Here is a 24,757-nt window from a genome sequence, read left to right on the forward strand (position 1 = left end):
GCAAATATATTTGTTCCCTTTGCTAGATTTTTCTAGCTTTGCATCACTCCAAACAACGAAGGAAACTTCATAAGAGTAAGATTCCGTAGCTCAGCTGGTAGAGCAATACACTTTTAATGTATGGGTCCTGGGTTCGAATCCCAGCGGGATCACAAAAGAAAAGCTAATCTTATGATTAGCTTTTCTTTTGTATAAAACGGTTAAATTCGAATATCACTCCCTGCTTCTATCAATCAATCATTGGAACTTGTAATGCTATAAATGATACGATCATCAGCTATACCATTTACAATAAAAATGAACTTGATGCAGTCATCTGTTGACTGCTGTTATGTAGAAATAAGATATAAATATCAAGAGTGCATAATCATACGAGTAATTCCAATGCTCATTATTAAAACAAACGAAGCGTAAAGAATTCATTAAGTACAAGTGAAAACTTTCCTGACAAATAATTTATTCTAATGAAAAAATCAAATAAGGCCATATCAGCGGCATTACTATCTATGGTCAGTGTCCAAGGTGGTGCCTCTATCGCTAAACAGCTTTTTCCTGCCATAGGAGCAACAGGAACAAGTATGTTGAGAATTGGCCTGTCTACCGTATTGCTAAATATTATAAATCGTCCTAAATTCTTTCAATTCACGAAACAACAATGGTTATATTGCGCTATTTATGGAATAGGAATTGCCGCAATGAATCTTATTTTTTATTTAGCCATCCAACGCATCCCCTTAGGGCTGGCTGTAACGGTAGAATTTATAGGTCCACTTTTTCTAGCCTTATCTTTATCCCGAAAATGGCTAGACGTCCTTTGGGGATTAATCGCTTGTGCTGGTATTCTATTTATCGTTCCATGGCAAAGTAACAACATTGACTTAATCGGACTTCTTCTCGCATTTCTAGCGGGTATATTTTGGGCAGTTTACATTGTTATGGGAAGCAAAGTGACCGGCATTATGCCAGGAAAAGACGCTGTAAGCACGGGAATGCTATTTGCAACCCTAATTATTATCCCCTTTGCCCTATGGGATGGTGGTATTTTTAGTCTTACCCCAATGCTGTTTTTAAAAGGACTGGGCGTCGCTGTACTTTCTAGCGCAGTACCATTTTCACTAGATTTAGTGGCTTTAAAAAGACTTCCAGCAAAAACATTTAGTATTTTAACAAGTTTGCAACCGGCATTTGCCGCCCTATCAGGTATGATATTCTTATCAGAACGTCTTACACCATTACAATGGATTTCCGTTGCTTGCGTTATAAGTGCAAGTATGGGCGCTACTATTTTCAGTAAAACGAAACAACAGATCGAAGAATAATTAAGAACGATCTATCCTACATACGAACAATATCACAAAAGCGCTATCTCCCGATAGCGCTTTTTTTATGTCAATCGAATAAGAAATAAGTTATAGAAACAAATCGACCATAAACTAAAAGAAATAAAATCAATGAAAATCCGTTAAAATAAACGGATATATTATTTTATCTTTATTATCGACATCATATCGTCACTCAAAATCTAAATTGATTACCATGAATAATTTCGATTGGACATCATTTACAAAACGTATCGCGATTAAAGCCTCTCTTTCCGAGATTTATGAAGCTTGGTCTGTTGCGGCGAATTTAGAAAGATGGTTTTTGGAACGTGTCATTTTTCGTGATGCGGCAGGAAATCAGCTTGAACAGATCAACCCAGAAGAAAGCGGCATGCAGTACGATTGGTATTGGTACCTGGATCCGACGCCCATGCATGGAGAAATCCTTAAAGCAAATGGTAAAGATTTTCTCCAGTTTACATTTGAAGGTACCAGTATGGTTGATGTGACATTAAGTACACTTCATGAGTATGTTATCGTAGAATTACGGCATCACCATATTCCACAGGACGATCACTCAAAGCAATACATTCGTCTGGGATGCTCTAATGGTTGGGCATTCTATTTACATAATTTGAAATCAGTATACGAAGGAGGTCTCGACCTTCGTAATAAAGACCCTAGAATCGGTAATATGATCAATAACTAACAAACACCAATAAACCAGCTTTCAACGAAAGCCAGTCAACCTTTTATCACGGCACTACGGAGGAACAACGCCGTATATGCTGGTCGTTATCATCAATACCTAGTCCTGCAGCAATTCCATTTCTCTTTTCAGGTTTTCTTTTGCCCGTACTTCAAAACGGTTATAAAAATAATCTGTTTTAAAAATCCGGTCCATGGACAGAAAATGAGTTAATGCTTTCTTGCGACCAGAGTGGTACTGTACATCTGGATAAATCTGATATTCCAAGCGGATATTTGTATAGTATTTTGCATATTTCTCCCATGGTTGTCCCAAAATAGAAAGATCAGCATCAGTAAAATAATTTGTGTCCTGATCGTTAGAAATTAAGTGCGATTTTGTCGCCAGGATCTGTTCGGTGCATGTCAAGATAATTGCTTCGGAAACAGCAATCTCTTTCATCCGTTTTACGGCAAAATGAGCACTTTCATCTTCATTATTCTGTTTTGACGCATCGTAGATAATATCATGATAATAAAGTGTAAACAATAAAGCTTCCCAATTCTTGATTTTCTCTTTTACAGCCGTAAGTTCAAGCAGCAGATTTTCAAGATGATCTAAAGTATGGTAATGTCTGAGAGTATCACCATAATAGGCTTCTACCTCCCTCCATAAGGAAGCGATCAATTGCTCATCTTTCGTATAATTTTTCAATAGCCCCACAAATGTTTCTTTAAGTATCATCGCTTTTAGATTATCATCATGTTACCGAGCATATCTGATGCCACAGATTAATAAGTTATTATTCAACAAATGAAAATGATGACATTCATCAATTTATGTGACATCTATCACCTCAAACATCTTGGCACGCCGGCAGTATTTAAGTAACTTAGTATGAAATTAAAAAGCATAACAATATGGATAATACAATGAAAGCAGCACGATGGTATGCCGCAAAAGATATCAGGGTAGAATCAACGGAGATCCCAGCTCCAAAAGCGAAACAAGTTAAAATTTCAGTTCAGTTTGCAGGAATCTGCGGCTCCGACTTACATGAATACGTCCATGGTCCACAGCTCATCCCGGTGGCCGCACCCTATCCGCTCAATGGACACCAGGGTACAACCACATTAGGACATGAATTCTCCGGAATTATTGATACCGTGGGCGAAGGTGTACATCATTTAAAAGTTGGCGACCGGGTAGTCGTAGAACCAATCTTTAAAAAATTTGATAGCCCCTTTATTGCAAACGGAGAATACAACCTGTCAGAACCATTAGGCTTTGTTGGCCTATCTAGCAATGGCGGATTTGCTTCTTACGTTGTAGTAGAGGATTATATGGTGCACAAAATACCAGACACTATGTCCTTCGAGAAAGGTGCATTGGTAGAACCCGCAGCAGTAGCAGTTTATGCGGTCATGCAAAGTAATCTAAAAATCGGCGGGACTGTTCTAGTTTCCGGAGCCGGTCCAATTGGTTTATTATGTGTTCAGGCGGCCCTGGCAGCCGGAGCTAGTACAGTTATCGTAACCGATATCGCTGACAAACGTCTTGAAAAAGCAAAATCTATAGGTGCTACCCATATTATCAATGCGAAAGATGAAGGTATACCCGAAAAAATTAAGACCATAACAGGTCTCGGAGTAGATGTTTTCCTTGATTGCGCAGGTGTACAAGCCTCCTATACAACGGGTATCACGAGTTTAAAAAATGGAGGAACCGCTGTATTAGTAGCACTATTTGGAAAACCTGTTACAACTGATGCGCTCGATCAAGTACTTCGTGAAATCACCATTAAAGGAATTATTGCCTATCGCAATATTTTCCCGCAAGTCATTGCACTGATCGATAGCGGTAGGATGCCGGTAGAGAAATTGGTTACACGCAAGATTGTTTTAGATGAAATCGTCACGAACGGATTTGAAGCCTTAGTTAACGATCCTACTGAAGTTAAGATATTGATTGATATACAAGCAAGCTAAATTTAAAAACAACAGCCCAAAAGTTGGTTCAAAAATAATCATCAGGAATAAACAGCAAAGCCCAATCGAAAGATTGGGCTTTTTAGCTTTCGGACCAAAGAAAACAACTTTAAACCCTATTCGTTAATTATTAAACATTTCATAACCTCAAAAAACTACCAACCTCGTGATCAACACCATTAATTAATAAAAATTCACCAATATCCAACCGCACGTGATCAAAATAATCTAAAATTCTTGGAAAAAATTTGCGTAGTCAAATAACTACACTTACATTTGTAGTCAAATGACTTCATAATTTAAAACTAACCAGTACTATGGAGATTTGGAACATAAAAAACCGATATATAATTGAAGAAATCGTATAGCGTTGTACTTTTTTAATACCCGAACCGTAAAGATCAAACAATGGATCGAAAACTAACATGCGATAAATAAGGTATTAAGTAACCGCTCAAGTATAAACAGATCAACATACGAATTGTACCGATTAAAAAAACACATTATGAAAAAGAGAGATAAAATCATCTATTGGTTTTCTACCATTTGGCTAAGTTTAGGAATGGTGTCAACTGGAATTGTTCAGATCATCCACATGGATGAAGAAGTTAATAAAATGAAAGATCTAGGCTATCCCTCCTATTTTCTCACCATTATCGGTATTTGGAAGCTACTAGGAGTAATTGCCATTCTCCTTCCAAAACTCCCAGTAGTAAAAGAATGGGCATATGCAGGATTTTTCTTTCTAATGTCGGGCGCAATTTTCACCCACCTTGCAGTTGCTGATAAAGCAGTCACCTATTTTGGTCCTGCGCTGTTACTCCTGCTCACGATTATTTCGTGGTATTTCAGACCAGTTGAACGTAAAGTCTAGACCAGATGAAAATAGAACTGAATCCAGGAGTTGACAAATATTTGATAGATGGCTGTATGCGTTGCAAATATGGCGGTACACCATTATGCAAAGTCAATAACTGGAGGGAAGAATTAGAAATGCTCCGCCAAATTGTACTGGAAGCGGGTTTGAAGGAAGAAATAAAATGGGGTGCACCCGTATATACCTCCAAAGGAAAAAATATAGTTTCCGTTGCTGCATTAAAACAATCCGCCAATATCGGTTTTTTTAAAGGTGTATTATTATCCGACGATCATAAAATCTTAACCCAACAAGGTAATTTACAATCGGACAGGATCATCAAATTTACTAATATAGCAGAAATCAAAAGATTAGAAAATACCTTAAAATCGTATATATCCGAGGCCATAGCGATAGAAGAAAGTGGTCAAAAGGTAACATTTCAAAAAAATCCAGAACCTATCCCCGAAGAACTCCTACAGCTATTCGAACAAGACTCTAAGTTAAAAACAGCATTTTACGCATTGACACCGGGGCGGCAAAGAGGATACATCATTTATTTTTCACAACCCAAAGTAGCACAGACAAGAATTGGAAGAATTGAAAAATACCGACAACAAATTATAAACGGTATAGGATTAAACGATAAATACAGTTCCAAATAGCGTTAATAAAACATGATCATAAACACATCAAGCAATGACAGGACAGATCATAATAGATTGAAGTGTTAAAGCGAAAAAGACCATAACAATGAACTTAAGAAGAGACGTTTTTCAAGCCCTTGCCGATCCGACAAGAAGAGCAATATTGCTACTGGTTGCCTCACATGCGATGCCTGCTGGAGCCATTGCTTCCAATTTTGACACATCCAGGCCCACCGTTTCTAAGCACCTGCAGATTTTGACCGAATGTGAACTCCTAAAACCTGAGCAAAATGGCCGGGAAATCTATTACCATCTCAATCCGCAAAAAATGAAAGAAATTGCAGATTTTATCGAACCGTTCCGCCAGATGTGGGATGACAGATTCAATAAATTAGAAGCCGTAATGAAAAACTATATAGCCAAATAATCATGGAACAGAAAACAAAAATCAGTGCCGAACATGACAAACAAGAAATCATCATCACACGCGAATTTGATCTTCCTCTAGAATTGCTTTTTAAGGCATATGAAGATGCCGATCTCTTTGAACAATGGATGGGTACAAAAGTACTGAAACTGGAAAACAAGAAACATGGTGCCTATGCATTTGAAACATCACACGATGGCACTGTTGTGTTTCGGGCAAACGGAACAATCCATGAATTTGTACCAAACGAAAAAATCACAAGAACATTCGAGATGGAAGATAGTCCATTCCCTGTTCAGCTTGAATACCTCACATTTGAACCCTATACAGATGCAAGCAGTAAACTTACTATCCAGATTATTTTTAAATCTGTTGCTTTTAGAGACCAGCTGCTCAAGATGCCTTTTGCACAAGGCATCAATATGGCGCACAACCGGTTACAGGAGATCTTAAATACACAGAAACAAGATTAGGACAACTCAATCTATTAACAGACCGTTTCTTTGTCTATGAATTACTTCTAGCTGTTCCAGACAATAAATCAGGTCTTATACCTAAAAAACAACCATTATGAACACACAGGTAGAACATTTCTTTGAAAAAACACAACAATGGTCCGAAGAGTTCAATTTACTTCGCGATATCATTACTGAAAACAAATCCTTAGAAGAAGAATACAAATGGATGCATCCATGCTACACGCTCGATGGAAAAAACATCGTTCTTATTCATGGATTTAAAGAATATTGCGCGCTCCTGTTTCATAAGGGAGCTTTACTCAAAGATCCTGAAGGTATATTGATCCAGCAAACAGAAAATGTACAGGCAGGCAGACAGATCAGATTTAAACATATAGCAGAGATTATCACGCTAAGACCAGTTATCCAAGCTTACATACGGGAAGCCATTGAGATCGAAAAAGCAGGATTAAAAGTGGAAATGAAAAAAGTGAACGACTACCCTATTCCTGAAGAATTCCAGCAGGCACTGGCACAAGATCAAGAATTAAATACAGCATTCTATTCCCTAGCACCTGGACGACAAAAGGGATATCTATTTTATTTTAATCAGGCGAAACAATCCAAAACACGGCAAAATCGAATTGAAAAATATTATCAGCAGATCCTTGACGGCAAAGGGATTGATGATTAAAGGCCAGTAAAACCGAGCCCTCTATCACAAAATAAAGAAGCCCGGTTTTACTATCCCTTACCACCACATCAATCTAATTATTGGGGTATCACATTCTCTGCCCGAAGACGTTCAAACAAGTGGATAAATGCTTCTTCGGTATTCTGGTAAGCCGTAAATCCCAGTTTTCGGCTATTGGCCATATCCACCATCACTTCGATAGGTCTGCCCAGATCAAGATCTGTATGCCATGGTGAAGCCAATTGAAAAAGTTCATGCTGTTCCAGTCCATACTCCTTTACCATATCAGACCACAATTGACCATCATTTTTAAGTTGTTCGGCAAGAGGCCTCGGCTCTCCATGAAATCCTTCAGCCTCAATGCCGAAATATGACGCGATGCGCTCCCATAACCAACTCCAACGAAAGACATCGCCGTTCACAATATTAAAAGCCATATTTTTAGCTTCCTCAGTCGTCGAAGCCCAGATTAACTGCTTCGCCAGAACACCAGTATCCGTTACATCCGAAATTCCGTTCCATTGCGCTTCCGAGCCCGGCCAGATCAATTTCGCCCCTTTTTGTTTACAAATACTGGCATATACGGCAAGCGTCACCCCAAGATTCATCAAATTACCGATCGCATGCCCGATAACCGTATGCGGCCTATGTATACTCCACGTAAATCCATCTCTAGCCGAAGCTTCATATACCGCATCTTCCTGAGCGTAGTAAAAATTGGGATGACTTAGTCTAGGCTGTTCTTCCCGAATAGGTGTATCAGGAAACACACCCGTAGCTACGTATGACTCAAAAGGACCTAAATAATGCTTTAACCCCGTTACCAAAGCCACATGTGCAACAGTTTTCTTTTCAGACAGAACATCGAGAAGATTACGGACAAGAGCACGATTTACAATAATATTTTCTGCCTCATTGTCTTTCCGCATCCATGTTGTAAAAAACACATGTGTTGGGTAAACATTTTCAAGTGCGATCTTCAGATTTTCAACATCCATAAGATCAGCTTTTACCGGAATTACGCCGTTATCAGTTTGACCGGGATGACGTGCCAGACCATAAGTTTGCCATCCATGACCAACAAGCTCCTCAGCCAAACGACTTCCCGTGATCCCTGTTGCGCCAACTACTAATGCAATTTTATCCATTGTTATATCTCTTTAAATTTCTACAACAAAGTTCGCCGCATTAAAAACTGAAAGAGATGATACAGATCAAGAAATTCCATTGATCCAGATCAATGGAATTAATCTGTAGATGCAATTTTCTTACGGATTCTACTCAGGGTTTCAGGAGCCAATCCCAGATAAGATGCCACCAGATGTTGCGGCACACGTTGCATAATTTCAGGACTAGCCTGTAGCATACGCTGAAATTTTTCTTCAGCAGTATAGCTGTTCGAACTGATCAGGCGTTCATCTTTTGTAACCAAACTATTTTGATAGAGCATTCTAAAATACCGCTCCATCACCGGGACCTCTTCCATCAATTGTTCATAATCTGCCCGCGATAAAAGCAGTAACTCTGTATCTTCAATAGCATCTATATAGAGAATTGCCGGTTGCTGATTAATAAAACTTTTAAAATCAGACACCCACCAGCCTTCCCAGCCAAACAGGCTGATATGCTCATTTCCTTTCTCATCCAAACGGTACGATTTGATAAGACCTTTTTTCACAAATGAAAGATGCGTACAAACAGCCCCTTCTTCCAAGATATATTGCTTCTTTCTGATTTTTTTGAATGTAAAAAAAGAAGCTATCGCCTCTTTGTCACCACGAGAGAGCGTCACTTTTTTTTCAATATGAGAAAATAATACTTCTAACATGAATTTTCATTTATAGCGTCTTCAAACTTAAATAAATTTGTTTTATTTACCCCAGAAAAACCTCCTAAACACCAAACATATTCATGCATGCATCTGTTTTTATAGCCGATAAAAAAACATTAAACCCAAAGACATGATCATTCAATATTTGACAACCGAATTCGAACAAGAGGTCAACAACACCCGTAAATTACTGCAGGCAGTGCCTGAAAAAGACATACACTACAAGCCTGCAGATATTTCCTGGACAATGGGAGAACTGGCACAACATATCGCAACCATTTATTATTGGTACGTAGGCACATTTACAGAAGATGTATATGATATGGCCACCGATCATCTTGAGCGCGGTGCACCTGATGATATCAAAGCCACGCTCGAACTTTTTGAAAAAAATGTAGCACGAGCCAGAACCGCTCTATCAACACTTACAGAAGAAAAACTACGCGATCACTGGACAATGAAAGCAGGTGAACGCATACTCTTAGGCCCAATGGAAAGAGGCATTGTGGTACGAGGATTCCTTTTTAATCATATTTATCATCATCGCGGAGAATTGATTGTCTACCTTAGAGCAACCGGAAATAAAGTGCCTGGACTGTATGGTCCTACTTACGAAGACAGCAAAAAGATGTAAACGCAAGTCATGCCGCAGTAGAGCGAAATTTTTCATGCAGATCAGTTACAAAACTAAAATGACAGAACAAATTAATCCCATACCAGACCTACCCAATGATAGATCTGCTATGGGATTAATATTAACTGTTCTTTCAAGACAAAACGTGCCACGAAAACTAATCCTTTTCGTCGCTTAGTTTAAAACCTTTTACAATTTTCTGACCAGGCATATGAAACTCCAAAACCAGACTATCTGGCGTATCCTTTACGACATCCAGGCCGATCACACTTTCATATCCCACCTTAAGATTATCATTTTTCAGGAAATCAGCATCGGTAAACAAAATCACCTTCTCAACAATTCCTTTATTTTCAATAATCTGTAACCGCGGACGGGCCATCACACTTTGAATAAGCTGTACTCTATATTTCCCGGTATCTGGTGTATAGTACGATCGTCTTTCCATGCCCGTACTTGAAAATAGAATACCAAAAAAAGGCAACATCATCGCGGCTATGCTAAACAATAGCCCCAATACTAATACGATACAGTATATTTTCGTATAAATACTTTTCCAGAAAATAATTAGAAATGGAAGCGTAGTGAGTAACCATATCCAAAAGACCAAGCGGTCACTCCAATACCCCACCAAACTGATCTGCCACATCAGTATAACCGTAATATCGACCAACATGATCAGTGAGATCAGCATATAAGCGATATAAAACTTTTTTCTACTTGTCACTTTTTGCATAACTCCATTAGAAAACTTAACGATAACTTCATTATCGGCTAAAATAGAATTATTCTCCTGAAATTAAACTATGGGATCATATTAATATGACTTGCCTTCACTAAGGAAGGAAAATACGGCAACACTTCTGCTCCCAGCTCATCAATAACATCGACAATAGGTCTCTTACTGAATTGAATCCCTAAGGCAGCATGATTGACACCCGCTTCCTGCCATTCATGTAACAGTTCCAATAAACCATTCCTTCCTGTTTTAAGCACAAATCCACCCTGCAATGGCGTTCGCGGAAAATTGGGATCTTCCGTTAGTTCAATCCATTCATTGGTCATATGAGGCTTAAAAATCTGATCGGGAATTAAGTCACGCCAAGCTTTTATCTTTTCTCTCAACGGCCTAACATGTAATTTCGACGTTGTTGCTCCCGGATAAGTAATCCAGCCATCCCCATGTTCAGCAATCCAAGAAAGAGGCTGTTGACTGCCACCGGTTATTAAACTCGGAATATATTCTTGAACGGGTTTAGGGATAAGATCCAATCCGTCAATGTGGGTCAGCTCAGACTTAATTTTTGGATAATGTTCCTTATTTAAGCGTCGAAAATCCTGTAAAACCTGTCTAAAACGTTCACCTCGATGCTCAAAATCTAATCCAAATGCAGGAAATTCAATCGATCTATCCCCCGATCCTACTCCTAGCAATAATCTGTTATTGGATAGCTGATCTAAAGAAGCGGCTGTCTTTGCTAAAGAAATCGGGTGCCAGAAAGGTAAAACAATACTTCCTGTTCCTAATGCAACCCTGCTTGTCTGTCCGGCGATAAAAGATAAATAACTAAAAGCATCATACACTTGACCAGCATCACCAAAACTCGGATCAAACATCGGAATATCACGAACCCATATCGACGCAAAATCTAAGCGATCGATCTGTTTTATATATGCCATATGCTCCTCAACTAGGGGAAGCTTTCCGCTATATACTTCTAAGGGAAGAAATAAGCCAATAGTCAACACATCTGGAGCAAATACACGGTTAAATGCATGGTGATTTTCAAAGTTTCTTATCATGTTCTAAAAATTTAATATAAAAGCCTTATATGATTTCGATATATCTAGATTTATAGATGTACCTAATTAAAAAAAGGAAGGCTTCTTACCTTCTGAAATGAATTATCAAATAAAATGAGTTGTATGTATAGACATTAATATGGTCAATAGCTTATTTAGAGATTGTGTTCAGATCCGGATTTCCTTACAGCACCGTAACTGCATTAAAAATTGATCCCTAAAATCGATAAAATATTTCGATATATCTAGATTTATAGATATACTTGAGTAAAAAAAATGAAGATATTTATATCTCCATCCATCAAATAAATAATGAGTAACTACAGCGTATTCTTGATATAAGAAGCCAATTCCTGAAGTTTTTCCTCATTTCTCTTATAATAAGTCCACTGTCCCTCCCGTACAGATTTCAACAAACCACAATTCACCATCGATGTCAAATAAGATGATATCGTTGATTGGGACAAACCTGCCTTCTTTTGGATGACGCTCATACAAACACCATAATCCGTTACCTCCGGTTCAATATCTTCGGCGATAAAATTAGCATGCGGATTTTTCAACCACTGCAATATCTGTAACCGATGTTCATTTGCTAAAATCTTAAAAATATCAACCATATCTATATATCTAATAATCTCGAAACAAACATAACAATTAAGCGCTCCATATTTGTTGTCTTTATGTCATCTTGATACATTTATTAATGAGCTTTTCAACAAAGCAACATTGAGCTTTTTAGCAAAACAGCCTCTTTATAATCCCGCTAACTTTGAATAAACAAATCAGCAGAACATGAAAAAGATAAATCAGATTTATGTAAACGGTGCCTTTATCACACCACATGGGACAGAAACTTTTGATCTCATCAGCCCCACTACTAATGAAAAATTGGGTGAAGTTACCCTTGGGGACGAAATGGATACCCATATTGCGGTCCAGGCCGCAAAAGAAGCATTCAAAACATTCTCTAAAACAAGTAAAGAAGAACGTATTGCTTATCTGGAAAAACTACATCATGCTGTCAGTAAGCGCGAAGAAGAACTGATTGCTATTATGGTCGAAGAATACGGCGGAACTTACCAATTTTGCCAAGCCAGTGTGCAGATTGCGATCGCGACATTCCCAACAATGATCGAAACACTTCAAAACTATGACTTTGAAAAAACTGTTGGACAATCACAGGTTCGTATGGAGTCATTAGGGGTTGTCGGCATCATCACCCCCTGGAACGCCAGCAATGGTTTTATCTGCAGTAAGCTTGCCACAGCTATTGCTGCCGGATGTACCGTCGTCATCAAGCCCAGCGAAATGAGTGCCCAACAGACACAGCTTATTGCCACATGTTTCCATGAGGCGGGTTTACCTAAAGGCTTATTCAATATCGTAAATGGTCTAGGAAATGTTGTAGGCGCCGCAATAACCAATCACCCCGATATTGCCAAAATATCCTTCACAGGTTCAACTGCGGTTGGCAAAACAATTGCTAAAGGCGCAGTAGATACAATGAAACGTGTCACTTTGGAGCTTGGTGGTAAATCCCCGAATATTATTTTAGAAGATGCCGATTTAGAAACCGTTATCCCCATGGCTATCTATGGCGCTTATATGAATAGTGGTCAAGCCTGTATTGCTCCTACCCGACTGCTAGTCCCTGCGAGCAAACTAGATCAGACCAATGCTTTAGCACAAGCCACCATCGCACATGTAAAAGTCGGTAATCCTGCAGATCCAGATACCCATGTAGGACCTATGGTAAGCCATAAGCAATATGAAAGAGTTCAACAGTTCATTCAGATTGGACTTGATGAAGGAGCAACGTTACTAACAGGAGGTCTGGGTAAGCCAGCAGGTTTGGAAAAAGGTAACTTTGTTCAAGCCACCATCTTTACAAACGTTCGTAATGATATGCGTATCGCACAAGAAGAAATATTCGGTCCCGTCCTCTCCATCATTCCGTACCAGAATGACGAAGACGCTATTTCCATTGCAAATGACACCACTTACGGTCTAGCGGCATATATCAGCTCACCAGATCTTGCACGTGCCAATCGCATAGCATCACAGATTGATGCAGGAAGAATCTGTATCAATGGCTTTAAACATGATCCACAGGCTCCTTTCGGAGGATTCAAGCAGTCAGGTATCGGCCGAGAGTTCGGAACTTATGGATTAGACGCATATTTAGAACCCAAAGCAATTTTAAGCTAAATAGCTAAAATTCAACATCCTTATCTTAAATTTGCATCAGAGATGGAAACAAAAAAAGACAACATTCAGGCATCGGGCATTGCTTATTCGTGTTATGCGACAAAAAGCAGAGAAGGAGAACACTTCGTCCAAGAATGCACCTTCACCTATCAGATAGCTGGTTCCCTGGTGCTGAATGATGGAAATCAAACCTACATTTCCAATGCGGGAGCATTTCGTCTGGTAAGGAGAAATCAATTGTTAAAATTTATAAAGGAACCGCCTGAAAATGGCGAGTTCCGATCTTTGACTATTTTTCTTGACCAGCAGACATTAAAAGATTTCAGTCTCGAATACGGCATTAATGCGGAACAAAAACAATATGATCAACCTGTCTTGGATATCGAAGATCATGTACTGTTGCATAGCTATTTTCAATCTTTGATGACGTATCACCAGACCCACAGTTTTGACAATCCCAAACTCGTTCAGATTAAAATGAAAGAAGCGATATTACTCCTCCTACAGATCATTCCTGAACTCAAAAATGTATTGTTTGATTTTACCGAACCGCATAAAATAGACTTAGAAAACTTTATGAACAAAAATTACCATTTTAATGTTCATTTAGAACGATTTGCCTATTTAACAGGTAGAAGTCTGGCAACCTTTAAAAGAGATTTTGAAAAAACATTCAATACCACACCTGGACGCTGGTTGCTGCACAAAAGACTACAAGAAGCATATTACCTTTTAAAAGAAAAAGGTAAGGCAGCCTCAGACATTTATTTGGAATTGGGATTCGAAGACCTTTCCCATTTTTCATTTGCCTTTAAAAAAGCATTTGGCGAGGCTCCTTCAAAAATCATGAATCGATATAGCCCGGTCAATACCGCTTCTTTCAACAGCATGTAATTAAGCCTAACCATTCAGCACCCCCTACATGAAAATATTTTATAAAACTATGCTCATCACCCTCATCCTTATCATCGTATTCGTTGCGATTATCGTCCTGTACATGCAACAGCCCAAATTTGGTCAAGTACCAAGTGGCGCTCGGCTTGAATTAATTAAGAAATCACCCAATTACAAAGACGGTAAATTTGTCAACTTTAGCCATACCCCTCAAATCGTTGAAGATGCAAGCTATGCGAGCGTACTCTATGATTACTTTTTCAAAAAAATAGACCGGAAGAGTCCATTGGAAAATATACCGACCATAAAAACAGATCTGCAGAACTTGTCCCGCAAGGAAGACGTATTGGTCTGGTTCGGTCACTCCTCTTATTTTATGCAAATAGACGGAAAACGCATGTTGGTCGATCCCGTATTCAGCGGAAGTGTCTCTCCTGTTCCCGGAACCAATAAATCATTTAAAGGAACAGACATTTATACAGTAGAAGACCTACCGGAGATTGACTATTTATTCATTACCCACGATCATTATGATCACCTGGATTATGAAACCATTATCAAATTAAAAACAAAAACCAAGAAAGTAATCTGCGGACTTGGTGTGGGTTCACATTTGGAATACTGGGGTTACAATCCTCAAGATATAATTGAAAAAGATTGGCATGACAGCATTTCACTCGACAGTGGATTTACCGTATACACAACTCCTGCAAGACATTTTTCAGGTCGGTCTCTTCAAAGCAGCAAGACACTTTGGATGTCCTATGTAGTACAGACGCCAACGATGAAAATCTTTATCGGCGGAGACAGTGGCTATGACACCCACTATGCGGCTATTGGTGAAAAATTTGGTCCTATTGATCTAGCTATTCTAGATAATGGGCAATTTGACAGCACTTGGCGTTATATCCACCATCTCCCTGAGGAAGTATTAAAAGCAGCAAAGGATCTGAAAACGAAGCGTCTATTTCCGGTGCATAACTCCAAGTTTGATATCGCCAATCACTCTTGGGATACGCCATTAATTCAGATTACCGAATTAAATAAAGAAGCGCATATTCCATTGATAACACCTATGATCGGAGAAGAGGTATTGCTAAAAGACGATCAACAGCAATTCAAGCAATGGTGGGTAGGCCGAAAATAACGCACTAAAAATAATAAGTAGCATCGGACTGTAAAGAAAATAAATTATTTATAGTCCGATACAACAATCATAATTTCAAATAAATGCTATCGAAATTCATGTTCCTTTACATATGAAAAACATTAAACCGATGGCCATCGGGGTCCGCAAATACAAAACCATAATATCCCTTTCCAAAAGCTGCAGGCTTAGAAATCAATGTTCCACCAGCATCTTCCACCTCAGTAGCCCAACGATCCGCCTCTTCTGTACTTGATGCGGCAAGCGTAAAAATGATTTCATTAGATTTGGATGTATCTGCCATAGCCCCTAACATCGCCTCGCGAAGGATATGCTTTAAGAAAAAATGGATTACAAAATGATCTTCACCAAACAGAAAACTTGTCAGATCTGCTGATCGCCCATTCGGTTGAAAACCCAACGCAGTATAAAATTTTGTTGTCCGGTCTAAATCGGTCACTGCCAAATTAGACCATATCTTTTTTGGATTCATACGCTACTATCTTTTATATCTATTATAAAATTAAGCAAATCAAATTCTATTCTACTTCTCATAGGACAAGTAAATCACATCACCTCCTTAAACCTTTCATTTCCGCACAAAAGGATGACACTTAATTTGTTTGAATTTTATATATTTACACCATGAAACAAGCAGAAAGTGTCAATGATTTTTACAGCCGCTTGCCAAGTCATGCACCCACTCATGTGCCATTGGACAATGCAGGCATCGGTCATATCAATGTTTTCAGTCGAGAGACCTGCGCAGTTGTAAGCCCCTATAGTAGACGTGATTTTTATAAAGTTTCCCTGATCATTGGTAAAGGAAAGATTTATTATGCCGATAAATGGATCCAGATTGATGGTCCAGCACTGCTTTTTTCGAACCCCATTGTCCCCTATTCTTGGGAAGCTGAATCCGAACAACAGTCCGGTTGGTACTGCCTCTTCACAGAAGATTTCATTCAACATAGTGAACGCACAAGTCAGTTGCACGACACGCCCTTATTTCAGATCGGATCTAATCCCATTTTCTTCCCAAACGAAGCCCAATTAGCGGAGTTGTCCTTTATTTTCCAGAAAATGCAGGCCGAGATGTCTTCCACATACGCTCATAAATACGATGTATTGCGCAGTTATCTGCACTTGATCATTCATGAGGCAATGAAAAACAATCCGACGACCAACTTTCATAAGTATGTGAATGCTACTTCTAGAATATCAGCCTTATTTCTCGAACTACTGGAAAGACAATTTCCGATAGATTCTCCAGCACTCGTACTCAAATTGAAGAACCCAGCAGATTATGCCACTGCACTATCCCTGCACATCAATCATCTTAACCGGTCGGTCAAAGAAATAACGGGTAAAACCACTACAGCACATATCGCCGCACGCATCATCAAAGAAGCAAAAGCTTTACTGCAGCATACCGATTGGAATATTTCCGATATCGCCTACAGTTTAGGTTTCGAATACCCCTCTTACTTTACACTATACTTTAAAAAACACACCGGCATGGCACCCACACAGCTGCGGTAGATTGTTTGATTATTATAACAATCTGTTTGATCGTTATAAGTCAGTTTTTGAGACCGTGCGCTACATTTGTATAAACAAAATGAGAACATCATGAAATACAGAAAACTCGGAACAACAGACGAACAGCTATCCGCATTAGGATTGGGTTGCATGGGTATGAGCTTTGCTTATGGACCTACGGACGATAAAGAGAGCTTAGCCACATTAGAAAAATCCCTTGACCTGGGCATCAATTTCTGGGATACCGCCGACATGTACGCAAATGGAGCAAATGAAGAACTGATCGCTAAAATTTTAGTCCCCAATCGGGAAAAGATCTTTATTGCTACTAAATTTGGATTTCGCTTTAAAGATGGGATTGCAGGACCAAGCAATGCCGCCGGAACTTATTTTGACGCTTCGCCCGCATGGATGAAAATTGCCGTTGAGCAAAGTCTCAAGCGACTTAAAATTGATACCATCGATCTGTATTATGCACATCGTGTCGATGCCAATATCCCTATTGAAGAAACTGTCGGTGCAATGGCCGATCTCGTTAAAGAAGGAAAAATACGATACCTTGGACTGAGTGAAGCTTCGCCGGCATCATTAAGAAAAGCACATGCAGTACATCCCATTTCTGCACTCCAAAGCGAATACTCCCTGCTAACCAGAGATGTAGAAAGCGAGATTTTGCAGACAACACGTGAACTTGGGATTTCACTTGTGCCCTATTCACCTCTGGCTCGTGGTTTAGTAACCAATACGCTCCAGATGGATACCCTTGCAGCCGATGATTTTCGAAAATCTTTACCACGCTATCAAGAGGAAAACATCGTCAATAACAATAAACTGGTGACCGGATTTGCGGCATTAGCCAAAAATATAAATTGTACACCCGCACAACTTGCTTTAGCATGGGTCTTAGCACAGGGCGAAGACATTATCCCGATTCCCGGAACTAAAAAAAGAAAGTACCTGGAAGAAAATGTAGGTGCAATTGATGTTCAGCTAACACCCGAAAATTTAACGGAAATTAATAACCTGATCCAACGATACCCCATCTTGGGAGAACGTTATAACGAAGGATCCATGAAACTTGTGAATCAATAATCATAGGGAATCGGAAGAAACCCAAATGTATTGCTTTTCAGTGCAAAGGCGCACTTAGAGGTTTGCACAGACCGCTTTATTAAGAATAAAGGATCGTTAAACAATAAAAAAAAGCAACTTTAAAAGTTGCTTTTTTTTTATTGTTTGAAATTACTTATCTAATTTTAAAAACTATTAAAATGTAAATCCGTAAGTAAACCCGTTTCCATATTTGAGAGCCCTTATTCTAAAATATCCACCCGTAACGCGAAAGGTCTTCTCCTCATTATCGTTAAATAAATTAGCATCAAAAGTTCCTTCAACCCATACAAAATTTGTGTCTTTGATTTCTTCCACTTTTAGGATCTTAAATTTCGAATCAAGCTGACTTTCTGCTGTAAGCTTTGATTCTTGGTTCATGGTTTTACTGCTAAACGTTGAGCCAAAACCAACTCCTTTTACTCCCATCTTAAGGGCTACCCCCTCCTGTTTACCTCTGCGTCCAAAATCTACAGCATAATTGTAATCTCTTTCCTGATAAAATAAGGCAGATTTTCGAGGATAATACATACCGCCTGATTCCAACATTTCTGATATTTTATTATTTTTTATAAAATAAAAGCGAGCAGTAATATCTCGATCGCCAAAACTATAATTAGAGACAGAATAATATTGCACTGAATCTGGTGCACCGATCCAGTACCGATGATCTGGAGCAGAATGATACCAATTCGCAGCTGTATCACTCAATCTCAAATTAACGCCCTGATTACCATGTCCACTTCCGGAAGCAATATAATCATCAGAAGTAAACCCATACTGTTTTCCATTGAGAACAAATGAAATACTATCTAAAAGCATAGCTGGCTTTGCCTCTTCTATGATTTCAGGAGTTACTACTGCTTCCGTTTTTTCACATGAGCTAGTCAACAAAAGCGCCATAATCGGCAAAAGAATATAATATTTATTCATATTTAATTTTAAAAACTAAAAGATAACATTTTTTTCCTCAAAAAGTATAATTTTACACACTAATCATACGACAGTCTGTACCTTACATATATAAAATATTTCCTAACAAAAACTTAAAACATAGGCTTTAATAAAAAAAAACTCATTCATTTACCCAACTGTCCGCCTCTTCGATAAGGGATACAAAAAGTGTAAAGATCTTTTGATAAGATTTTAATAGATCTGTCATCGCCCCTAATGATATGTTTGTTAAGAATATGCCTTAAGAAAATGTGGTTATTGATTACTGCTTTGTCAAAATACTTTTGCCAAAGCAGTAAACTTAATAAGTGGATCTATTACCAGATCTGTACACCTTACTTCTAAAATAACCATCAGTCACACGAACCACCTTTTGCTCTTGATCATCAAATAAATTTACTTCAAATTTACCTTCGATTATAACGAGCTTAGTTCCTTTTATTTCTTCCACTTTGAGTATTTCAAACTTGGAGTCATTTTGACTAGTGGCATTCAGTTGTGTTTCAAAACGATTAGCTAGTGTACTAAAAGACGTTAGTCCTCCTAAATCTTTTAAGGATAATTCAATAGCAACCCCCTCATCCCAATTCCTACGTTTAAAATCCATAGCATAGTCATATTTACCTACTTTATAGAATATTTTATCTTTTCGTGGCACTAGCGTATTACTATCTTCCACCAATTCTATTTCCTTATAGTTTTTTACATAATTAAATTCAATAGAACCTCCTGGAAAATAATTCGTATAACTTGTTGAATATTGTATAGAATCGGGTGCACCTACCCAGTATAGATCTTTTCCTGCACTACCGTATGTCCATTTGCCTTTCGTATCACTTAACCTCAAGTTGGCACCTCCATTCCTATATCCATACTTTTCAATGTCACTATCTACTTCTGTGGTATAGTGTTTTCCATTGACATAGAATGACACACTATCAGATTTCGAATACAAATCAACCTCGACTTTATTTTCTTCTAATGTTTCTGTTTTTTGACAAGCGCTCGCTAATAAAATAATTGCCAGAGGCAAAAGTTTATAGTATCTGTTCATTCCAATAATTATTTTGACCCCAAATATACAACATTATTTTTCCTACCATCGAGATATTTAAACATTATTTCAAAAGCCATCAAAATCATGAATACTAAACTCGATAACTAAAAACAAACGTCAACTACTATCACGCTATTAATTCATGCTTATCTTCTTATCTCAATAACCAGAGTTGTAAAAATCAGAATAATAGATTTGGCGGTAATTTTATTAAAAATGAAATTCTCCGATCATCAAAATCAGTAAGGAAATAAACATATGCTCCTGATGAAGGAATAAAAAATATCGGCAATGACAAACGTTTGCATGACCGTTTTACTTAAAAAAAACAGAAATAAAAACAGGTCTGTCGATCAGCTGCATTTGTTTGAGAACACGTATTAATCTGATTACAATGGCCGTAAATGCATTTTTAAACCAATATCCGCTTTGAAATCCTGATCTATTAAACTATGTTTGTACATAATATATCGGACATAAAGCCCCCAATATAAAACCTTAAATCTTTTAAAAACCGAACTTACTAATTTATTAAAATGACAAATTGGTTCAGAAAAAACATGTCGGTCGTTATGATCGCTTTCATCAGCTTTCAGGCACAGGCAAATTCTACGCCCAAAGTCTACGACTTAACAAAGTATGGCATCAACCCCAATACGGGGAAAAACAGCAGTGCAACCCTCAATCAAGCGATTCAGAAAATAGTTACTGAGGCTGGAAAAGGTAATCCTATAGTAATCAAATTCAAAAAAGGACGTTACGATTTTCATGAAGAAGGAGCACAAAAAAGAACCTATTACATCTCCAACCATGATCAGGACAATCCTAAGACCGTTGGTATTACCTTAGAAAACCTCAGCAACATCACCATAGACGGACAAGGCTCAGACCTGATCTTTCATGGACGTATGTTACCCCTTGCATTGGTTGAAAATCAAAACCTCAGCCTTAAAAATCTGCATATCGACTTCGAGCAACCCCAGATCTGTCAGGTTAAAATCTTAGAAAACGATACCCAAGCAGGTACAATCACGTACCAGACTGCTCCCTGGGTCACTTATACCATCAAAGACAGCACCTTCTACAATACCGGTGAAGGTTGGGAAATGAAACCCACCTCCGGTATCGCTTTTGAAGAAAAAACAAAGCATATCGTGTACAATACCAGTGATATCGCAGTGGGCACAGCACATGTAGCAGAAATATCAAAAGGAATCATCAAAGCCTTCAAGTGGAAGAATTCAAAATTAATACCCGGAACAGTCGTTGCCATGAGAAGCTGGCATAGACCTAATCCCGGTATTTTCGTGCACAAAGGTAAAGACACCAGATTAGAAAATATATCGGTTCACTATTCCGAAGGAATGGGTCTGTTGGCACAGCTGACTGAAAACATTTATTTAGAAAAATTCAATGTCTCATTAAGAGGGAAAAACGATCCCCGTTATTTTACAGCACAGGCAGATGCAACCCATTTCTCAGGCTGTAAAGGTGTGATCATATCCAATAATGGACGATATGAAAACATGATGGACGATGCAATCAATATTCATGGTACTTATCTCAAAATCACACAAAAACTGGACAATAAAACCGTACTTGCAAAATACATGCACGAACAGTCCTATGGTTTTGACTGGGGCTATGCGACCGATTCAGTACAGTTTATCCAATCCAAAACAATGGAGCTCTGGGACAATAAAAACAGTATTCAATCCATCGAAGTAATCCGTAAAAAAGATAGCGATCCGATCCAGGATTTCAAAATTGTATTCACAAAACCCTTAGATGATTACATCGATCCAACCAAATTGGACATCGGTATTGAAAACCTGACGTGGACACCAAAAGTAGAGTTTAAAGGCAATACTGTACGAAACAACAGAGCACGGGGTGCACTGTTCAGTACTCCTCAAAAGACCGTAGTGGAAAATAATCTATTTGATCATACCTCAGGAACAGCCATTCTTTTATGTGGCGATAGCAACGGCTGGTACGAAACAGGTACATGCCGTGATATCACGATCAAAAACAATAAGTTTATCAATGCTTTGACCAACATGTTCCAGTTTACCAATGCGGTGATCTCCATCTATCCTGAGATTCCTGACTTGAAAAACCAGCAGAAATACTTCCATAGCGGTATCAAGATCGAAAACAACTATTTTGAAACTTTTGATAAGCCAATTCTATATGCGAAATCTGTAGATGGCATTACTTTCAATAACAATACGATTAAGACAAATAAGGAGTATCCGGCATTTCACTGGAACAAAAAGGAAATTTTGTTTGAGCGCGTTATCAATGCCAATATCAAAAATAATACGATTGATGGTAAACCTTTCGTTTATCCTGCTAATTAATCGCAGCTTATAAAAAGTAAAAAGGCCAATCTCAATACAGGAGATTGGCCTTTTTATTTCTTACCCTATCCCGAACGGATTCAGTCACAGGGATCATTATGAGAACTGCAGATTCAACTGATCGAGCATCAAAAATAATTCATTTTCCATCTATGTACATGACATTGGTCAAAAGCTACTCCTGTTGAATCCACTCAAATTTACCGTTATTCATGTAAATGATCCCACCACCACAGGCTTCTGCCTGATGGATAAAAACACCATCATGCGGTAATTTAATTTTATCCTTTTCATCGACCTCATCTTCTGTCATAATTTCACCTTCATCACTCACATTATTATAATAGACCTCTCCTCTCGGCGCTTTTTCAAAAATACCGACCCAGTCAATATCATCAAATCCCTGACCTAAAATATCCTGTCCCATTCCTAGATAAGTAGTTTTTTTGTTGCCGAAAGACACTTTAAGACCATATTTATGATTTATCGTATTTTGAACGATATGCACAGTATCCAAACGACTGTCGCCATCCATATCACAGACAACAACATTGGGATCATGTTTTTTAGAAATCACGATGGTATCAGGCAATACCGTTCTTTTATCTGCCTGCATAACCAGGGAATCACGTATAACGAAAGTGCTGTCCTGATCCTCAGTCCTATTGTGTGCCGTATCTGCAGCTTTATTCTGGCAACTCCACACCGTCAATATTATACCAGATAACAAAACAAACAGTCCCAACCAGTTTATATTTCTCACCATAGCTTCATGATTTTAATTTCTAATAACGATTATGATATAGAAAATTATCGGATTACTTAGCTGCCACAAGCAATATAATACGTCGGCACACCATCCACTTCTGTAGGTTCTTCGGCAATACCCTCGAAAAATACATGGTCGCCAAGTTCCTTATTTGCCTGTTGATTATGTGCTTTCATCAAAAATTCCAAAGCGGTAAAATTCTTATCATTATCGGCTTTAAACTGAGCTACAATCTCGACCTGATATCCTTCATCATCGGCCTCCCCATCAAAAATATCCTCATCCTCCGAAATCAGACGTTCATTCTCCAGCAAGTCAGATGGTTTCATGATCCAGGCTTCATATTGAATCTGCACCGCTGAGGCGTCAAGCACGATCTCATTCGGATTCCATCGCTCGGCCGACCCGAAAATATCTTTTTGGTATTGCATTACCTCCTCATTAAATAGTGCTGCATCTGTGTACGCTTCCGATGAAAAAGACCAGGCAATCTGATTTAAAGTCGATTTACGTTCCGTATTTCCTTCATTATTATCCATTAAATCCGCGTAAACTGTAAATGTCTTTTCAATAATCTGATCTTTATTATCCCAGTACTGTAGATCCAGGACCTCAGAAATTTCATGCTGTTCAGCATCCGTTAGATAATTCGGAATATCCCACAACTTCTCTATTTCTTGATTATCCTCCAGATGTTCAATAATTTCATATTGCTTTTGTATAATAGCTAATGACTCCGTTGCTTTTAAGCGCATCAATGCCCTTACCGCATGGCCATAACAAGCCGTTCCCCAATTACAGAAAAACTGCAGAAAACCGCCATTATACATATCCATTTCAAGTTTCCAAAGTGCTGCCAATTCCTGTTCGTGCTCCGACAGGGCGTTCCAATCGTTCTCATTATTGCTGAGCTTATCAACAAATTGTGAGGTAAAATCAAACCATTTTTTATCCAGATCAGCACCATCATTCGTAGGAGGTTGCTCCATTTTATTTTTCAGCTCCTGAACACACCATTCCTCAAAATTCTTAGCCGTGCTATCCCCTAACGCGGCACTTTTTTGAAAATAAGGCAATGCCTTTTCATATTCCTTACCATAGTAGTAAGCATAGCCCACCCTAAAATTCCACAAGGGATCTTCCGCTCCTGCCGTACTTTCCGACAGTAAAATATCAAGCGCTTTTCCGTAATCCGAAATATTATTATACGCCCGTCCCAGCATGTTTTTCAACGTATAGGTTAATTCCGATGCCGGCAGTTGTTCAAGCGTCTCAATAATTTGACGGTGCTTACTTTTCTCATGCCATAGATTGAGCTGTTCAATTAATTTATCGTCCATTTTTTAGTTTTAATCATTACCG

General features: G+C 38.5%; 26 protein-coding genes and 1 tRNA gene. 16 read left to right on the plus strand and 11 right to left on the minus strand.

The features are described 5' to 3' along the window. Positions 1–79 precede the first annotated feature (79 nt). From WH188_RS15660 to WH188_RS15670, 3 genes are all read left to right on the plus strand, one after another. Positions 80–152: transfer RNA gene (locus WH188_RS15660), tRNA-Lys, on the plus strand. A 312-nt stretch (positions 153–464) separates the two neighbouring features. Beyond that, on the plus strand, positions 465–1,319 hold the full coding sequence (locus tag WH188_RS15665; protein WP_132768509.1) for an EamA family transporter: 855 nt from the start codon (positions 465–467) through the stop codon (positions 1,317–1,319). 217 nt (positions 1,320–1,536) lie between these two features. Next, positions 1,537–2,031, plus strand: coding sequence for an SRPBCC family protein (locus tag WH188_RS15670; protein WP_132768511.1), 495 nt, complete (start codon positions 1,537–1,539; stop codon positions 2,029–2,031). Between the two features lie 99 nt (positions 2,032–2,130). Here the strand turns inward: WH188_RS15670 and WH188_RS15675 are convergent, their stop codons facing one another. Continuing rightward, positions 2,131–2,754, minus strand: a complete 624-nt coding sequence (locus tag WH188_RS15675; protein ID WP_132768513.1) for an HD domain-containing protein — start codon at positions 2,752–2,754, stop codon at positions 2,131–2,133. 176 nt (positions 2,755–2,930) lie between these two features. On the opposite strand from WH188_RS15675, the gene WH188_RS15680 reads away from it, so the two are divergent. The 6 genes from WH188_RS15680 (at position 2,931) to WH188_RS15705 (ending at position 7,080) form a co-directional block, all read left to right on the plus strand. Beyond that, positions 2,931–3,998: a 2,3-butanediol dehydrogenase gene (locus WH188_RS15680; RefSeq protein ID WP_132768515.1), complete on the plus strand. Its 1,068-nt coding sequence runs from the start codon at positions 2,931–2,933 to the stop codon at positions 3,996–3,998. A 505-nt stretch (positions 3,999–4,503) separates the two neighbouring features. Beyond that, positions 4,504–4,872, plus strand: coding sequence for a DoxX family protein (locus WH188_RS15685; RefSeq protein ID WP_021191581.1), 369 nt, complete (start codon positions 4,504–4,506; stop codon positions 4,870–4,872). Between the two features lie 5 nt (positions 4,873–4,877). Beyond that, complete coding sequence (locus WH188_RS15690) at positions 4,878–5,519, plus strand: YdeI/OmpD-associated family protein (RefSeq protein ID WP_132768517.1); 642 nt, start codon at positions 4,878–4,880, stop codon at positions 5,517–5,519. Between the two features lie 88 nt (positions 5,520–5,607). Further along, complete coding sequence (locus tag WH188_RS15695; RefSeq protein WP_132768519.1) at positions 5,608–5,928, plus strand: ArsR/SmtB family transcription factor; 321 nt, start codon at positions 5,608–5,610, stop codon at positions 5,926–5,928. 2 nt (positions 5,929–5,930) lie between these two features. Further along, complete coding sequence (locus WH188_RS15700; RefSeq protein ID WP_132768521.1) at positions 5,931–6,401, plus strand: SRPBCC family protein; 471 nt, start codon at positions 5,931–5,933, stop codon at positions 6,399–6,401. A gap of 97 nt (positions 6,402–6,498) precedes the next feature. Then, the gene (locus tag WH188_RS15705) at positions 6,499–7,080 is read left to right on the plus strand and encodes a YdeI/OmpD-associated family protein (RefSeq protein WP_132768523.1); all 582 of its coding nucleotides are present in this window, start codon (positions 6,499–6,501) and stop codon (positions 7,078–7,080) included. Positions 7,081–7,157: 77 nt separating this feature from the next. On the opposite strand, the gene WH188_RS15710 is transcribed toward WH188_RS15705, so the two are convergent. Both WH188_RS15710 and WH188_RS15715 read right to left on the minus strand, forming a co-directional pair. Then, positions 7,158–8,228 carry an SDR family oxidoreductase gene (locus WH188_RS15710; protein WP_132768525.1) on the minus strand — a complete coding sequence of 357 codons (1,071 nt, stop codon included), beginning with the start codon at positions 8,226–8,228 and terminating at the stop codon, positions 7,158–7,160. 98 nt (positions 8,229–8,326) lie between these two features. Further along, positions 8,327–8,908, minus strand: a complete 582-nt coding sequence (locus WH188_RS15715; RefSeq protein ID WP_132768527.1) for a Crp/Fnr family transcriptional regulator — start codon at positions 8,906–8,908, stop codon at positions 8,327–8,329. A gap of 133 nt (positions 8,909–9,041) precedes the next feature. Between WH188_RS15715 and WH188_RS15720 the strand changes: the two genes are divergently transcribed. Next, positions 9,042–9,545: a DinB family protein gene (locus WH188_RS15720; RefSeq protein ID WP_132768529.1), complete on the plus strand. Its 504-nt coding sequence runs from the start codon at positions 9,042–9,044 to the stop codon at positions 9,543–9,545. A gap of 157 nt (positions 9,546–9,702) precedes the next feature. Here the strand turns inward: WH188_RS15720 and WH188_RS15725 are convergent, their stop codons facing one another. From WH188_RS15725 to WH188_RS15735, 3 genes are all read right to left on the minus strand, one after another. After that, positions 9,703–10,281 carry a hypothetical protein gene (locus tag WH188_RS15725; protein ID WP_132768530.1) on the minus strand — a complete coding sequence of 193 codons (579 nt, stop codon included), beginning with the start codon at positions 10,279–10,281 and terminating at the stop codon, positions 9,703–9,705. A 68-nt stretch (positions 10,282–10,349) separates the two neighbouring features. Continuing rightward, the gene (locus WH188_RS15730; protein WP_132768532.1) at positions 10,350–11,348 is read right to left on the minus strand and encodes an LLM class oxidoreductase; all 999 of its coding nucleotides are present in this window, start codon (positions 11,346–11,348) and stop codon (positions 10,350–10,352) included. 320 nt (positions 11,349–11,668) lie between these two features. After that, positions 11,669–11,968 (minus strand): ArsR/SmtB family transcription factor, encoded by a 300-nt coding sequence (locus tag WH188_RS15735; protein ID WP_132768533.1) that lies wholly within the window; start codon positions 11,966–11,968, stop codon positions 11,669–11,671. A gap of 175 nt (positions 11,969–12,143) precedes the next feature. On the opposite strand from WH188_RS15735, the gene WH188_RS15740 reads away from it, so the two are divergent. Genes WH188_RS15740 through WH188_RS15750 form a run of 3 tightly spaced genes read left to right on the plus strand, consistent with a single transcriptional unit; the run spans position 12,144 to position 15,600 of the window. Then, on the plus strand, positions 12,144–13,559 hold the full coding sequence (locus WH188_RS15740) for an aldehyde dehydrogenase family protein (protein ID WP_339424315.1): 1,416 nt from the start codon (positions 12,144–12,146) through the stop codon (positions 13,557–13,559). A gap of 42 nt (positions 13,560–13,601) precedes the next feature. After that, positions 13,602–14,453: a helix-turn-helix domain-containing protein gene (locus tag WH188_RS15745; RefSeq protein ID WP_132768536.1), complete on the plus strand. Its 852-nt coding sequence runs from the start codon at positions 13,602–13,604 to the stop codon at positions 14,451–14,453. Between the two features lie 28 nt (positions 14,454–14,481). Beyond that, the gene (locus WH188_RS15750; protein ID WP_339424316.1) at positions 14,482–15,600 is read left to right on the plus strand and encodes an MBL fold metallo-hydrolase; all 1,119 of its coding nucleotides are present in this window, start codon (positions 14,482–14,484) and stop codon (positions 15,598–15,600) included. A gap of 106 nt (positions 15,601–15,706) precedes the next feature. Here WH188_RS15750 and WH188_RS15755 read toward each other — a convergent pair whose 3' ends face one another. Beyond that, complete coding sequence (locus WH188_RS15755) at positions 15,707–16,093, minus strand: VOC family protein (RefSeq protein ID WP_132768538.1); 387 nt, start codon at positions 16,091–16,093, stop codon at positions 15,707–15,709. A gap of 152 nt (positions 16,094–16,245) precedes the next feature. Between WH188_RS15755 and WH188_RS15760 the strand changes: the two genes are divergently transcribed. Both WH188_RS15760 and WH188_RS15765 read left to right on the plus strand, forming a co-directional pair. After that, the gene (locus WH188_RS15760) at positions 16,246–17,142 is read left to right on the plus strand and encodes a helix-turn-helix domain-containing protein (protein ID WP_132768540.1); all 897 of its coding nucleotides are present in this window, start codon (positions 16,246–16,248) and stop codon (positions 17,140–17,142) included. 90 nt (positions 17,143–17,232) lie between these two features. Beyond that, positions 17,233–18,234, plus strand: coding sequence for an aldo/keto reductase (locus tag WH188_RS15765; RefSeq protein WP_132768542.1), 1,002 nt, complete (start codon positions 17,233–17,235; stop codon positions 18,232–18,234). A gap of 174 nt (positions 18,235–18,408) precedes the next feature. Here the strand turns inward: WH188_RS15765 and WH188_RS15770 are convergent, their stop codons facing one another. Beyond that, complete coding sequence (locus tag WH188_RS15770) at positions 18,409–19,185, minus strand: hypothetical protein (protein WP_132768544.1); 777 nt, start codon at positions 19,183–19,185, stop codon at positions 18,409–18,411. A gap of 322 nt (positions 19,186–19,507) precedes the next feature. Continuing rightward, positions 19,508–20,260, minus strand: coding sequence for a hypothetical protein (locus WH188_RS15775; RefSeq protein WP_132768546.1), 753 nt, complete (start codon positions 20,258–20,260; stop codon positions 19,508–19,510). A gap of 563 nt (positions 20,261–20,823) precedes the next feature. On the opposite strand from WH188_RS15775, the gene WH188_RS15780 reads away from it, so the two are divergent. Next, entirely contained in the window at positions 20,824–22,626 is a 1,803-nt protein-coding gene (locus tag WH188_RS15780; RefSeq protein ID WP_132768978.1) for an alpha-1,3-galactosidase-related protein, read from the plus strand. A 175-nt stretch (positions 22,627–22,801) separates the two neighbouring features. Here the strand turns inward: WH188_RS15780 and WH188_RS15785 are convergent, their stop codons facing one another. Beyond that, positions 22,802–23,392 (minus strand): hypothetical protein, encoded by a 591-nt coding sequence (locus tag WH188_RS15785; protein WP_132768548.1) that lies wholly within the window; start codon positions 23,390–23,392, stop codon positions 22,802–22,804. Between the two features lie 56 nt (positions 23,393–23,448). Continuing rightward, complete coding sequence (locus WH188_RS15790) at positions 23,449–24,735, minus strand: DMP19 family protein (protein WP_206368303.1); 1,287 nt, start codon at positions 24,733–24,735, stop codon at positions 23,449–23,451. Positions 24,736–24,757: the final 22 nt, after the last annotated feature.

The organism is Sphingobacterium sp. MYb388 (genome assembly GCF_037479535.1).
GTDB lineage: Bacteria > Bacteroidota > Bacteroidia > Sphingobacteriales > Sphingobacteriaceae > Sphingobacterium > Sphingobacterium anhuiense.

Coding starts and splice junctions, on each gene's coding strand:
- WH188_RS15775 (WP_132768546.1), bottom strand. CDS start 20,260: ATGAACAGATACTATAAACTTTTGCCTCTGGCAATTATTTTATTAGCG.
- WH188_RS15765 (WP_132768542.1), top strand. CDS start 17,233: ATGAAATACAGAAAACTCGGAACAACAGACGAACAGCTATCCGCATTA.
- WH188_RS15685 (WP_021191581.1), top strand. CDS start 4,504: ATGAAAAAGAGAGATAAAATCATCTATTGGTTTTCTACCATTTGGCTA.
- WH188_RS15695 (WP_132768519.1), top strand. CDS start 5,608: ATGAACTTAAGAAGAGACGTTTTTCAAGCCCTTGCCGATCCGACAAGA.
- WH188_RS15745 (WP_132768536.1), top strand. CDS start 13,602: ATGGAAACAAAAAAAGACAACATTCAGGCATCGGGCATTGCTTATTCG.
- WH188_RS15785 (WP_132768548.1), bottom strand. CDS start 23,392: ATGGTGAGAAATATAAACTGGTTGGGACTGTTTGTTTTGTTATCTGGT.
- WH188_RS15665 (WP_132768509.1), top strand. CDS start 465: ATGAAAAAATCAAATAAGGCCATATCAGCGGCATTACTATCTATGGTC.
- WH188_RS15790 (WP_206368303.1), bottom strand. CDS start 24,735: ATGGACGATAAATTAATTGAACAGCTCAATCTATGGCATGAGAAAAGT.
- WH188_RS15690 (WP_132768517.1), top strand. CDS start 4,878: ATGAAAATAGAACTGAATCCAGGAGTTGACAAATATTTGATAGATGGC.
- WH188_RS15760 (WP_132768540.1), top strand. CDS start 16,246: ATGAAACAAGCAGAAAGTGTCAATGATTTTTACAGCCGCTTGCCAAGT.
- WH188_RS15755 (WP_132768538.1), bottom strand. CDS start 16,093: ATGAATCCAAAAAAGATATGGTCTAATTTGGCAGTGACCGATTTAGAC.
- WH188_RS15670 (WP_132768511.1), top strand. CDS start 1,537: ATGAATAATTTCGATTGGACATCATTTACAAAACGTATCGCGATTAAA.
- WH188_RS15675 (WP_132768513.1), bottom strand. CDS start 2,754: ATGATACTTAAAGAAACATTTGTGGGGCTATTGAAAAATTATACGAAA.
- WH188_RS15770 (WP_132768544.1), bottom strand. CDS start 19,185: ATGAATAAATATTATATTCTTTTGCCGATTATGGCGCTTTTGTTGACT.
- WH188_RS15740 (WP_339424315.1), top strand. CDS start 12,144: ATGAAAAAGATAAATCAGATTTATGTAAACGGTGCCTTTATCACACCA.
- WH188_RS15705 (WP_132768523.1), top strand. CDS start 6,499: ATGAACACACAGGTAGAACATTTCTTTGAAAAAACACAACAATGGTCC.
- WH188_RS15735 (WP_132768533.1), bottom strand. CDS start 11,968: ATGGTTGATATTTTTAAGATTTTAGCAAATGAACATCGGTTACAGATA.
- WH188_RS15715 (WP_132768527.1), bottom strand. CDS start 8,908: ATGTTAGAAGTATTATTTTCTCATATTGAAAAAAAAGTGACGCTCTCT.
- WH188_RS15750 (WP_339424316.1), top strand. CDS start 14,482: ATGAAAATATTTTATAAAACTATGCTCATCACCCTCATCCTTATCATC.
- WH188_RS15725 (WP_132768530.1), bottom strand. CDS start 10,281: ATGCAAAAAGTGACAAGTAGAAAAAAGTTTTATATCGCTTATATGCTG.
- WH188_RS15730 (WP_132768532.1), bottom strand. CDS start 11,348: ATGATAAGAAACTTTGAAAATCACCATGCATTTAACCGTGTATTTGCT.
- WH188_RS15720 (WP_132768529.1), top strand. CDS start 9,042: ATGATCATTCAATATTTGACAACCGAATTCGAACAAGAGGTCAACAAC.
- WH188_RS15710 (WP_132768525.1), bottom strand. CDS start 8,228: ATGGATAAAATTGCATTAGTAGTTGGCGCAACAGGGATCACGGGAAGT.
- WH188_RS15680 (WP_132768515.1), top strand. CDS start 2,931: ATGGATAATACAATGAAAGCAGCACGATGGTATGCCGCAAAAGATATC.
- WH188_RS15700 (WP_132768521.1), top strand. CDS start 5,931: ATGGAACAGAAAACAAAAATCAGTGCCGAACATGACAAACAAGAAATC.
- WH188_RS15780 (WP_132768978.1), top strand. CDS start 20,824: ATGTCGGTCGTTATGATCGCTTTCATCAGCTTTCAGGCACAGGCAAAT.